Source organism: Aporhodopirellula aestuarii, from assembly GCF_023701485.1.
Classification (GTDB): Bacteria; Planctomycetota; Planctomycetia; order Pirellulales; family Pirellulaceae; genus Rhodopirellula; species Rhodopirellula aestuarii.
In genome coordinates this window covers 63,566-75,925 of the sequence record NZ_JAMQBK010000035.1, presented here as the reverse complement: position 1 = coordinate 75,925, position 12,360 = coordinate 63,566, and the positions used below count along the sequence as shown (strand labels likewise).

Here is a 12,360-nt window from a genome sequence, read left to right as displayed (position 1 = left end):
GACTAAGCAGGTATGCAGGAATCATCTGGCGAAACTGCCGCGAACTGTAGGCCGGACCGAGGCTTTGCGAGTTCCGGCATTCACTTGCTCAGTCGTGCCGGAACTGCGTCGCTTAGGCTCCTGGGTCCGGCCTACGCTGAACCGATCACGATCAGCGGTATTGTCGTTATACCGAATCACTTCTAGGTACCTGCTTAACGCGGTGGGCGCGTTGGACGATGCTTTCGCGATGAGTGTGTTCGCCGGTACCAGCTGTTGCGTCAACGAACGTCATAAAAGCCGCAACCTTCAAAGTACGGAGCCAGGCCGATGTCATGGCATCCTATATCGCCGCGGCCTCGTTCGTCGCAGAGCACCAAAGCACCTGCCTTGTGCCAATAAAACCGAACATCGCCGTGCGGAAAGTATCCGCCATTCTCGGTGTCGGTCCAAATCAGTGTCAGATCATCCATCATGCGTGGCACCAAATTTTCCATCCCTTCGTCAATCGCCCAGAGCGGTGCACTCATCACCATCTCTTGCAGTGCGAAACTCACCAAATAGCCTGCAATGGATTGCACATCTCGACGTTCCGTATTCTCTATTCGCTGAGCCAGCCAACCTCCGTTTTTCTTTTGGATGCGCAAGCAAAAGCCGCCTTGGTTCTCCTGGACGAGCAACATTTCACCATCGCCAAGACGTTGCGGCGGAAGAAAAAGCGAATCTTGGATTCCGTAGCCGCCCTGAAATTCCGGGACGATCCCGTGCCACCAGGTAAGCAGTCCGTGTAACTCACACACGCTCGCGGGTAAACTTGAAAGCCAACTCGGAGTGGGGGCGGATCGATGTTGTCGGAGGTGCGGGCCAGCGAATTTCCCAGCCACATCAAAGAGGCCGCGAACAAGTTGGTCGGATTGGGCGATGTCGTTCAAACGCATGGTGTCTCTGCCGGCGAACGGCCAGGATCAGCTGGCCCGAGCGATTGAGCGGTCGTTGCCCAAAGGCTTCGAGGAATCGGCGAGCATCCCTGGCTCGCCAGCTTCGGGAGTGGCGAAAGAGAGACATCGCCCTATCAGGTAGGGGCGGATTGTATCGACCGTTCTCTGTCAAAGCCATTCGAGTGCGAGATTGGTTAAGAGCATCAACCACGAGATAAACGAAGGACACGAAAGTTGCGAGCATGGGTCTTCTTTCGTGTGGTTCGTACCTTTCGTGGTCAAAACCGACCGCGGACCGCTTCAAGCATCGGGGCGATCTGCTGCAAGCAACTAAAACGGCCTGACAACCCGGAATGCAACGAACAATCAGTATTCTGATCAGCGAGTGTGGATCCATCAAACAAGTCGCATCAATCGTCTGCGCAAATTTTGGACTGGCCAACGTCACCAATCGCCCGGCGGCGTAACCAAAGGTACAAACCAGCAATGCCGAGCGATGCAATTGCACCAACTGGGTACGTGGCAAGCCCAGACCACCAATATCGCGATGCTATCGAGCCCACAACACCGGTTGCAGCGCCGATCGAATGGCACAGCAGGGAGATTGCTAGCGAAGTGACAAGGCTCGCCCTCGTCAATAGCATTGCAGCCGCCACGCCAAGCCCAATTCCCGCGAGAGCGCCATAGGTCAAAATAGAGGGCGATACTGCCTGGTAGGTGTCGTCAAGAATCCCGTTTGGCGGTCCGATGATGTTGCCAACGCCGAGCAACACCCAAGCACTACAAGCCGTCGCTATCGCACCAAAGCCCACGTGGGTAACGCAGTATGTCGGCCCGTTCCGCGACGGTACCATTTGTTCGGCGGAAGCCTGCGGCGCGGCGTAAGGGTTTTCAGTCAAATCAATAACGTGTCGTTGCGAGCAAATTGATTGGGATGACCGTGGACGTCACCTAGGACGAGCGGAAACACTACCACCAAGAAAGCCATATTCAACTCCGTTCCTTGGTGCCTCTGTGAAAGCAATATTGCCTGGGACGTCAACTTAATTACTGCAGGATTACAAAAATAGCGGAACGGCGCGAGCCGTCCGGTAACACGGGACCGGACGGCTTGCGCCGTTCCGCTAAGACGAACACCCATTCACTCGACACCCCCCGCACTCCGGTATGCAACGAACAACCCACATTCAAATCAGTGGGAATTGATAAGCGATCAAACCACTACCAAAACGCCTGACCGTTGCTGCGTTGCATGTTCTTATTCACCAGGTGTTGACCGTGAGGGCGGTTGGTCGGAACTACGATCAATGCCGGCAAGCACTTCCGACGCAGCCGATGAGACAGCGGCGTTGCTTGAAGATGCGAGCCGAAGTAGGTCATCACGAAATTCCTGGTCCACCCAGTCACGAGCGTCTGGATTGTCGGTGATCATTGGAAGAAATTGTTCGGTCAGTACTTGCACCTGGGTCGCGCTGTCGCCATCACGAAAGACAGCGTGGTATGACTCGGTGACAACAGAACCAAAAGCCGCAGACAATGCTTCTTCATCTATCACGATACGGCTAGGCAAGTCTCGCGCCCACATGAACGCGAGCGAGACGCCGTACAGCGAAACAGCAAAGAACGCTAGCAGAACAACGAACGTCAGCGGGTAAAGTCGCCTAATTTGGGTTTTCATGGCCGAGCCCATTAGTGCGTGTAATCCAATCGTGTGACGTCGCCAACACGCGACAGCCACGCGTTCGTTTGATGTTCAGGAAGGGCGACTTGGCCGCTCGCGTGCATCGGGATGGTTATCCGGTTTATTTCCGAACGATGACGAGAGACCGCTTGGTAAAGTGAATCGCATTCACAAAGACCGATACTACGGCGATCGTTAAGAACACGGGAGACACGTAATAGACCGCCAATGCTGGCTCATAATACAGATCTGAATTCCCAGACAGATAGGCGATTGCGGGAAAGTCCTGCTGCAATGCTGATGCGATTGCAGCGACCAGGGTGAGAACTAGGAACGCGGCAATGGGGAATGTTGGTCGCCCAACATGACACGCAAGCAATCGTCTGGAAGCCACAAACAGCGATGCTGCGAGAAACAGACCAGTCTCGACATTGAACAGCAAGATCAGCACAAACCATTTTGAAAGCTTTGCTGTTTCTACCGCCAAGGAGTGTTTACCACCGATCGGACCGACAATGTCGAGTTTCGCCAACATGTTCCCGTTGCTCAAAGCAGAGGAAGAAATTGGCCAACCGCGGATGAAGCGATTGCGCCAAGCCTCGTGACCGGTAAACGAGAGTGGATTGGTGGTGTGGTTTCGATCGAATCGTCATTCGAAACGGTTTAGGTTAGCGTAGAAGGCACAGAAACTCAACGTCAACAAGGCGGCGAGAATCGTCGGGTGCTTTCATCTCATTCCAATAGCTCCCAGCGTAGCCGGGTGGCCATGTTTTGCGTTGATATTAGATTCCGCCGATTCGCCCACTTGTCCGTCAGCTTCGATCAATCGAATTGTTCATGCACGTAGCGTGTTACATGCACCGAATTCGATTCAGCGTCGACGACCATCGAAATGGTCACGATCAGATTGCGGTTCGAGTTGTGCCACCAAGTCGAGTGGGCGGCCCGTCGGTTCTCAACGATCCAATCCGGCCCTCCACTTTTAGGTGACACGAAGCCAAGTTCACCCATCCCACGGGTCAAATGTTGAAAGAGTTCAGTCAGTACGTCACGTGGCGCCGCGTCACGCGATGCGCCGACGAGGCTGAGATCGTACGACGAATAGGTGTCCCCAAACCACCGTTGGCCACTCCGGATCACAGAGCGAATGTGATCGTTTCCCGGATGTGTTGCCGATGCACGTGGAGGCAGAACGTGTTCAAAGCCCGGAGGTAATTCTTTCGCGTTCGCATCGAGCGTTTCGAGCAGCGCAAGACGCTGGACCAAGAAACGGTCGAGTTGATTGTGAGTACGAAACGTCGCGTACGCGATCACAGGCGCGATCACCAACACGGCTGAAACTGCACAGAGCAGGTAGACGGTACGCTTCTTCATCGATGTCGTCTCCGCTCTATTTGGTCCGACGAAAGAATCCATGTAAGCCTGAGGTTTGATGGGTGGGAGTCATTCGTCCAAAATGACTGGCGACTCGGCCCCGTGATCTGGGCACCGGTGGGCGGCCCACGCAACCCTTTAGCTGAAATAGAGCACCACCAAGGACACGTAGGATTCAGAGAACGTATCTTTTGATGTCATCTTGCAGTTTGGTTACGTTGAAGTTTATTAGCAGGCAGGTCTTGATCCCTGCCAGTTTCATACCAGTCAGTCGTTGGGCCTCGTGGATCCCTTTGGTTTCTTCGAAAGTCTTCCGTTCGATAACAGGACAGTGCGACTTCGATTTGCGAACAATGCATTGGTAACCCGAAGCGTGAGTGAGGGATTCTTGGTAACTCCTTCCCTCGCCTACGCTTCGGGTGACCGTTTGCTCGAAAGTGCGCTATCCAGATAATCAGTTCGTCTTCAATCAGCACATCGAGTCAACATCCGCAATTGAGTTGAATCTCTTTGTATTCGACGGGCTGCGAATGTTGCATTTAAAATGATATCCCATTCAGGCTCAATTCGCGAGCCAAGCCCTGTTCGCGCGGCGACTGGAGCGGTCCCGGTCCAATTTCACGGTGGACCTCGATGGCACAGCCGATCACGTGATTGGAGAGGTCGTCAAATTCCATTCTTCGTGCTCTTCGCGTCCTTCGGGGTGAGCCCGTCCGAGGCTCAACTGCTTATGGCGGAACGTCTGGGATAATCGGGCCGCCACGGTTGACGCTCCATTTGAAGTCGCGCTGTCGGCGACCCCGCTTACATGCCGTCGTTATCCGCTGAGTTGTTTGTCGCCAATAACCTAACGGGTTACACGACCAACAATTCTCGATTCATCCACCGCACCAAATGATCGGCTGTCCTTCGCAGCGTCTGGGTTTCCACCGAGCAGATAGTAGGACTGCTTTGGAACAAGGTAGGGATGCTTGGTTCTGCTGTCGTCGGGTAGGTCAATGCGCATCTGGTCGTTAGGGAAAACAGAGCCGGGAAGCTCCAAATCGACGCCGTCTACCAGCATCTGACCATTCGAAAAGGATACCGTTTCGCCGGGCAACGCAGCGATCCACAATACGGAAGCTGTCGCAGGTGGCGTTTGATCGAACACGACGGCATCCCAACGCCCGGGAGAACTCGCTCGATACGCATTTAGGTCAGCTACGAAATACGCTCGCGCACCAATGTAGGGTTCCATCGACGCGTCACCATTGAGCGTAAGGATCGTATTGTCTGGTCTTGATGCCAAATAGGATAGATATAACCCGACGGCGGCAACCGCAACGGCGATCCCCGTTACAGCGATGAGAAGCGAGCGAATAGAAAAACGCCATTGCATGATCGTGCTCAAGCGACGTGTCCGGCGGATAACAGAGTAATTCACACGTGAGGGGTCAGTGATATGCTGGGGTTGGGGGTGTTATCGCTGGGAGTGCCTTCGGCTCGATCGGTGACACGGGAAGTGGTGTCGCCGGTTCGGTCGGAACGGATCACCGCTTGAGGTGCCCCACGAGTATCCGGAATGCGGCACCCCCGGTCAAGCAAATCGGCTGACAAATTCTCGCCGCCAATAGCGGCCCGCTCAGTGCGCGGACGCGCCCCGAACGACTTCCAGACAATGCGCCAGGAAGCTTGATTGAGATCCACGCAGACACTTTGAGTGTTTGATTTAGAACAGATTCGATTCGCTATCGACAAGCAAAGCCTCGTCTTCGTCCGATTGTCCGTTGGCACCGAACACGCCATCGACTGCGGACTGCCATGTCGCCGATACCGGCGCCGGTTCACCTTCGGACTCGGACGCGTTCAACAGGTTGATCACCATCAACGCATCGAGAGCCGACACCATTCCGTCTGCATTGACATCCTCATCACTCAAGCCGGATGACGTCGCAAGCGAACCACTGGTCGATTCGCCGGCAGCGTCCTGAGCGTTCATGCGGTTGATGATTCTCAGTGCGTCCAGCGCCGTCACACGCCCGTCACGGTTGACGTCATAAATGACTTCGCCTTCGCCACGCTGCGGCACGACAGGCTCGCTACCGCCCGTTGTCCCTCCGCCAGGCAAGGCTCCAGTGGGTGACAAGGAACTCGCTTCTGTTGTTGCAAACAGCGGTATGCCAGGATCTTTGACCGGCCCAAAAATCTGAAGCTGTTCGTTATCGCCTTCGAACGATATCGTCGAATCCGCGACGACTTGTGCTCGCAACCACGTCAGCACATCCTTGATCGCACCGCCGTCAACGAGCACTTCGCAGTTCCGAACCAGATCGAGTCCGCGTTGAACGCAAATGTCGCCGGGCATCAAATTATCTTGATCACCGCCATCGAGTAATTCGCCATCGGCGTCGAAATTTTCATCGGATCCAAAATTTCGATCGGAAAACAGCACGTCGTTGCCACCGCGTCCGAACAGCAAATCGACGCCAGGTCCCCCCGCAAGCGCATCTTTTGCGGTGCCGCCCAACAGCACGTCGTCACCTTCGCCGCCGTTAAGCACACCGTTGGCATCGGTTTGCAGCGAAATCTGATCGTCACCGTCGAGTCCGTCGATCCGTACAAACTCGACGTTGTCGGTCTCGATCGGTTCGAGCGTTGCATCGCCGGTTAAGTTCCCGACCGTGATGCGATCGTTGTTCGAGGTACCGACAATTTCGAGCCGATCGTTGTCACCGCCCCCAGCGTCCCAACGGATCGCTTGATCGCTGCCCGCAATCCCAAACGCGATTTCGCTGCTGATCGTAAGTATGTCGTCAGCGGAGCCTGAATTGATCTGGATCGTTTCGACGTCAACGGAATCAAGCACTTCATTGCCGATCGTCGCTCGCGTGTCTTGCGACTGCGCCGGCATCGTGGTTGCCAACACCCCGGTTCCCTGCCCGGTGATCACGTAACGTAAATCCAACGGCGTCGTCGCGGTTTGGGCGTTGACGTTGATCCGGTCGCCGACATCCTGATTGAACACTTGAGTTTCCGTCGCCTGCTGCCCCGCACCGATGTTGATGCCTTCGGTGAAATTGCGGAGCGTCGCGGCATTGCCACCTCCGTCGATCAGCAATTCGCGTGTGCGAGCTTGGTCGTCTTGGCCGACCGCGTTGATCGGATCATCATTGATCCGACCGAGGAAACCAGCGGCGTCGGCACCGTCGGCATTGAGATTGAATGTGTCGTTGTCGGCATCGCCTTCGAGTTCAACGATTGTTTCGTAAAAGACTTCATTAACGTCAAAAACGTCGCCTCCCGATCCGCCACTGACGTGAATCAATGATTGCAGATTCGTTTGCGTTGTCGGCGGAGCGGTGACACCACCGAGCGTGACCGTGTCGGCCCCCTGCCCGGTCGAGACATCGATTCCCGACGCGGTCCCGCGATTCAGAATCGTGACGAAATCGCCCTGATCCGCCGTATCGACGATCACAACACTGCGATTGCCCGTCGTTTGAATCTCGACGTTATCGCCGCCAGATTCCGTATTCAATCGCAAAATACTGTCGGCTCCCGTCGTTTGCACCGTCACGTCATCGGCGCCCGCGTTCGTGTCGATCGAGACTTGGTTGTCGATGACGGTGGTTGAAATATTGACGGTATCGTTGCCCTGTCCCGTTTCGATTTCAAGTGTTTCGACCGTTGAATAGGTGATCACTCCCGTCGGCATGACTTGCGTTCGCTGGAACGTCGTCGCATTCAACTGATAGGTATTGTCGGCGACACTCGCCTCGTCGCTAACGAACAGCCGATCACCGTTGAAGGTGCTGGCGACAACGGTTTCTGAATCGTTCGGCGGGGCGCGGCGTGCGGTCACGCTCTCGGAGGCTTGAGTCAGATCCGCATGCGATCCACCGATGATATTAATATCGCCAAGGATCCCGTCGAGTGACCCCAAATTGGTCGGCGCGTCGGAAGAAACGTTGAATGTGTCCGTGCCTTCCCCACCATCCGCGATAATCGGGTTGTCGACATCGGTCGATTGAATGTTGAACGTGTCATTGCCGAGTCCCGACAAAATCGTGATCGGACCAAGCGTGTCGTCGTCGTAAAGCAACGTGTCCGCGTTGATCGAGATCGCGTTGTTGGTGACGAGAATCGTGTCGTCACCATTGGTTCCCAGCAACGGGCACAAGTTGCCGCCGACGTTGTTGGCAAACGTATTGTTGCTGATCGATCCTTCCGGCCGGAAGTACGACAGCCCACACTTGTCATTACCGGTGATAACCGAATCGGAAACGTGCATTTCGCCTAGATGGTTAAACGCACCGCCACCGGAAGCCAGTCCCGTGTTGGCGATGTTGTTAGTCAACTGCACGTTGATGAGTCGCAACGCGCCGGATTCGTTAAACGCACCGCCGCCTCCCTGCTGCGCGCCCGCTCCGTTGGCCCGGTTGGAATCGATATCGGTTCCCGTCACCGTCATGTTGCCGCTGGCGTTCCACAATCCACCGCCTTCTTCCGCGGCGATGTTGTTTTGAACCGAACCATCGTTGATGACCGTGGTGCCGCCCTGGGCGTGCAGTCCACCGCCGTTGACACTTGCAGTGTTACCATCGGATACCGTCGGCCCTCCAACAGCAACGCCGGTGAGGGTGACGTTGCCGGCGTTATTTTCAAGACCACCGCCCGCCCGACCTGCGTCGTTATTTGCGATCGATCCGCCATCCACCGTGACGGTACCGCCGACGGTCATCACGCCGCCACCATTTCCGTTGTTCGCGGTCGCCAAATTATTGGTGATCGTCGCGTCGTCGATATCGAGCGTGCCGCCATTATTGAACACGCCACCGCCGCCCTGGTCATTTCCCGCGTTGGATGACGAACCCGCGGTATTCTCGGTAATCGTCGTGGTGTCGATTCGGAGCGTACCGGCACCATTCCAGAGCCCACCACCTTCCTGCGGCGCAACATTGGCTTGGACAGCCCCACCAGTGACGGTCACATCGCTCGCACCGCTGGCGTGCAATCCACCGCCATCACGGCCGCTCGCATTCGAACCGATAAACGTATCGTCGATCGTGACGGTACCGTTGACCGTCATCACACCGCCTCCGTTGCCCCCGTTAGCGGTTGCGGAGTTACTGGTGATCGTAGCGTCGTCGATGTCCAGCGTGCCGCCGATGTTAAAGACACCACCACCGCCCTGGTCATTTCCCGCGTTGCTGGCCGAGTTCGCAGTATTTTGCGTGATGACGGTGTTATTGCGGATCGTCATCGAGCCTGGACCGTTCCAAAGCCCGCCGCCTTCTTCGCCAGCGACGTTGTTTTCAAAGGATCCTCCGTCGACCACCGTGACACCGGCTCCACTCGCGTGCAGACCGCCACCATTAACTCCGGTGGTATTCCCGTCACCGACGTTTGCCCCGCCCACGGTAACACCTGTAAGCGTCACGTTGCCCGCGTTGTTTTCGATCCCGCCGCCCGCTCGGGTTGCTTGATTGGCCTGGATCATCGTGTCGTCGATTGTGACGGTACCGCCCACCGTCATCACGCCCCCACCGTTCCCGTTGCCGGCAGTGGCGACGTTTTGCGAGATCACCGCGTTGTCGATGTTGAGCGTACCGCCGATATTGAACACACCGCCGCCACCCTGATCGTTGCCAGCGTTCACGCCTGAGTTGGCCGTGTTTTGCGTGATCGTTGTGCCGTTGATGTTCAGTTCACCCGCACCGTTCCACAATCCGCCACCTTCTTCGCCGGCGACGTTATTTTGGAACAAGCCTCCGTTAACGGTTGTGACGCTCGCCGCACCACTCGCGTGAAGCCCACCACCATTGACGACCGCGGTATTCCCCGACGCCACCGCGGCGCCACCGACAGTTTCGTTCGTGATGGTGACAACACCATTATTGTTTTCGATCCCGCCACCCGCTCGGCCGGCTTGGTTGCCCTGGATCGAACTGTCGTCAATCGTGACCGTTCCTCCCACCGTCATCACGCCGCCACCGTTGCCGTTGCTCGCGGTAGCAACGTTGTTGGTGATGATTGCGCTATTGATATCCAGTGTTCCGTTGATGTTGAACACACCGCCGCCACCTTGGTCATTACCGGCGTTGGAACCCGAGTTTGCGGTGTTCTCGGTAATCAATGTGTTGTTGATGGTAAGACTGCCACCGCCCACCCACAGGCCACCGCCTTCTTCGTCAGCCACATTGTTTTGGAATACCCCACCGTTAACCGTCGTGAGGCTGGCACCACCGCTGGCGTGCAGTCCACCACCGTTGATTCCTGCGACATTGCCATCGGCCACGGCGACTCCGCCGACCGTGACGTCGGTCAACGTCGTGGTCCCCGCATTGTTCTCGATGCCGCCCCCGGCACGCGCCGCGCGGTTGTTCGCAATCGTCGTGTTGTCGATGATGAGGATGCCGCCAACGGTCATCACCCCACCGCCATTGCCGTTGTTATCAATCGCTTCGTTGTTGGTAATGCTCGCGTTGTTTTCGATCGTCAACGTGCCGCCGTTGTTGAAAACACCGCCGCCACCTTGGTCGTTGCCGGCGTTGTTTGCCGAACGGGCAATGTTCGAATCAATCGTTGTCGCGTTCACGAGCATCGTGCCGTTACTGCTATTCCAGAGCCCGCCGCCTTCTTCCCGTGCGATGTTGCCCTGCACCAATCCGCCGCTAAAGGTAACGCCGGCTAGTCCGGTGACATGCAAACCACCACCGTTGCCAGGATTGGGGGTCGTCGCTGTGGTTCCGCCGCCATCGACGTCGTTGTTGAGCAGATCCACACCGGTCAACGTCATCGTGCCCTCAACGATTTCGACGCCGCCGCCGGCCCGGTTGGCCGAGTTGTTCTCGATCGTCGTATTATCAATGGTGACGATGCCCGCGAGTGAGAAGACACCGCCGCCGCTGCCCGAAACCCCGTCGGCTTGATTTCCTTCGATGGTGGCGTTGTCGATATCGAGCGTTCCGGCATCGTTGAAGATACCGCCGCCACCGTTGTCCGCCGCATTACCGCTCGCGGTGTTGTCTTCGATCGTGGTGCCCGCGATCGTCATCGTGCCGGAACCGTTCCAAAGTCCGCCGCCTTCACTGGCCGAAACATTCTCATTCACCGTACCGCGAACGATCGTGACGTTGCCGTCACCTGTCACGTGCAACCCGCCACCGTTTCCAGGCGCACCGACGGCGGGGACGACTCCGGCGTTGTTGCGGTTGAGCACGACATCGGTCAGCGTCGTGGTCGTGCCAGCAACCGTTTCGATACCGCCACCGGCACGGTTAGCTTGATTGTCGTTAATGAACGAGTCGGTCACCGTGAGGATCCCGGCATTGAAGATTCCACCGCCGCTGCCTGCACCCGCGATCGCCGTGTTGCTTTCGATTCGCGTACCGCCGCGGATGACGAGCGTCGCACCGTTGTTGTAGAGACCGCCACCACCCTCGTTCGGCGCAGCACCACCGGTCGCGGCATTATTCTGGATGATGACACCATCGAGCGTCGCGAGCGTGGTTGCGTCGGGCGAGTTGTTGATTAACAAACCGCCGCCGATGACCGCCGTGTTGCCGTCGATTGTGCCGCCGGTGATGTCGATCGACTCAAGACCGCTCAACGTCAATCCGCGTCCGGGCGTGTTGATCAAGTCAAGATTGGTAGTCGTCAAAGTGTCCGTTGCCGAAGCACCTCCATCGATAATCAGTGACGCTGCGTAGAGCGTGTCGAGGGTGCTGACGACGATCGCATCGGTCCCGGTGCCCGCATTCACCGTCAACGAATTCGTCGGGCTGACAAACAGCACGCTCTCTCCCAACGTCGAGTCGATTCGGTTGATGTTATCGCCCGCGCCGCCGTCATCAGACAGCGTGATCGTTTCATCGCCGCCGGTGAACGTGAAAACCCGATTGACCGCGTTGAGATTGTCAACGACGGGTTCCAAACCGGTGTAGTCGATCGTCGCGACCACGCCACCGACATCGATCGCGATCGAGCCGTCGTTTTCGTTGATGAATGTGTGCGTGATGGAATCGGCTGCTGCCCCGTCGATATCACCGCCAAGTAGTTCGATGGAATCGCCAGCCGTTGTCGACTGACCGCCGCCTTCGAAGGCGATCGGCGTGCCGATGAATCCGCCGCTGTAATCGAGCACGAGCGTATCGTCACCGTCTGAGCCGACCACTCGCAGTGAATCGATGGTTGACGATTCCTGCCGCAAGAGTTCGCCGCTGGTGCTGCCCACGACCACCAACTCCGACCCGTCCAACATCACATTGAGGCTTTGGCCCCCAGCCGACGCAAAGACATCGGTGGCAAGCAATTGGCGATTTTCAAGCGATTCGAACAGACGCCGACGTTTCATTTTCGACGACGATTTCCGGGCGGATGCACTGCGAGACCGTGAAAACCAGCTTC

Annotated in this window: 9 protein-coding genes; all 9 read right to left on the bottom strand. The window is 56.7% G+C overall.

The window, feature by feature from the left end; genetic code table 11:
- Positions 1–260: 260 nt before the first annotated feature.
- Positions 261–917 (bottom strand): hypothetical protein, encoded by a 657-nt coding sequence (locus NB063_RS13560; protein WP_250929268.1) that lies wholly within the window; start codon positions 915–917, stop codon positions 261–263.
- 410 nt (positions 918–1,327) lie between these two features.
- Positions 1,328–1,816, bottom strand: coding sequence for a hypothetical protein (locus NB063_RS13555; RefSeq protein WP_250929267.1), 489 nt, complete (start codon positions 1,814–1,816; stop codon positions 1,328–1,330).
- A 359-nt stretch (positions 1,817–2,175) separates the two neighbouring features.
- Positions 2,176–2,595, bottom strand: coding sequence for a hypothetical protein (locus NB063_RS13550; protein WP_250929266.1), 420 nt, complete (start codon positions 2,593–2,595; stop codon positions 2,176–2,178).
- Positions 2,596–2,719: 124 nt separating this feature from the next.
- Positions 2,720–3,133: a hypothetical protein gene (locus NB063_RS13545; protein ID WP_250929265.1), complete on the bottom strand. Its 414-nt coding sequence runs from the start codon at positions 3,131–3,133 to the stop codon at positions 2,720–2,722.
- A gap of 287 nt (positions 3,134–3,420) precedes the next feature.
- Positions 3,421–3,972 carry a hypothetical protein gene (locus NB063_RS13540; protein WP_250929264.1) on the bottom strand — a complete coding sequence of 184 codons (552 nt, stop codon included), beginning with the start codon at positions 3,970–3,972 and terminating at the stop codon, positions 3,421–3,423.
- A 175-nt stretch (positions 3,973–4,147) separates the two neighbouring features.
- Positions 4,148–4,294 carry a GxxExxY protein gene (locus NB063_RS13535; protein ID WP_322975167.1) on the bottom strand — a complete coding sequence of 49 codons (147 nt, stop codon included), beginning with the start codon at positions 4,292–4,294 and terminating at the stop codon, positions 4,148–4,150.
- A 217-nt stretch (positions 4,295–4,511) separates the two neighbouring features.
- Positions 4,512–4,649 (bottom strand): GxxExxY protein, encoded by a 138-nt coding sequence (locus NB063_RS32610; RefSeq protein WP_407652624.1) that lies wholly within the window; start codon positions 4,647–4,649, stop codon positions 4,512–4,514.
- 170 nt (positions 4,650–4,819) lie between these two features.
- Positions 4,820–5,395 carry a signal peptidase I gene (lepB, locus tag NB063_RS13530; RefSeq protein WP_250929263.1) on the bottom strand — a complete coding sequence of 192 codons (576 nt, stop codon included), beginning with the start codon at positions 5,393–5,395 and terminating at the stop codon, positions 4,820–4,822.
- Positions 5,396–5,680: 285 nt separating this feature from the next.
- The gene (locus NB063_RS13525; protein ID WP_250929262.1) at positions 5,681–12,307 is read right to left on the bottom strand and encodes a dockerin type I domain-containing protein; all 6,627 of its coding nucleotides are present in this window, start codon (positions 12,305–12,307) and stop codon (positions 5,681–5,683) included.
- Positions 12,308–12,360: the final 53 nt, after the last annotated feature.

Coding starts and splice junctions, on each gene's coding strand:
- NB063_RS13525 (WP_250929262.1), bottom strand. CDS start 12,307: ATGAAACGTCGGCGTCTGTTCGAATCGCTTGAAAATCGCCAATTGCTT.
- NB063_RS13545 (WP_250929265.1), bottom strand. CDS start 3,133: ATGTTGGCGAAACTCGACATTGTCGGTCCGATCGGTGGTAAACACTCC.
- NB063_RS13540 (WP_250929264.1), bottom strand. CDS start 3,972: ATGAAGAAGCGTACCGTCTACCTGCTCTGTGCAGTTTCAGCCGTGTTG.
- NB063_RS13550 (WP_250929266.1), bottom strand. CDS start 2,595: ATGAAAACCCAAATTAGGCGACTTTACCCGCTGACGTTCGTTGTTCTG.
- NB063_RS32610 (WP_407652624.1), bottom strand. CDS start 4,649: ATGGAATTTGACGACCTCTCCAATCACGTGATCGGCTGTGCCATCGAG.
- NB063_RS13560 (WP_250929268.1), bottom strand. CDS start 917: ATGCGTTTGAACGACATCGCCCAATCCGACCAACTTGTTCGCGGCCTC.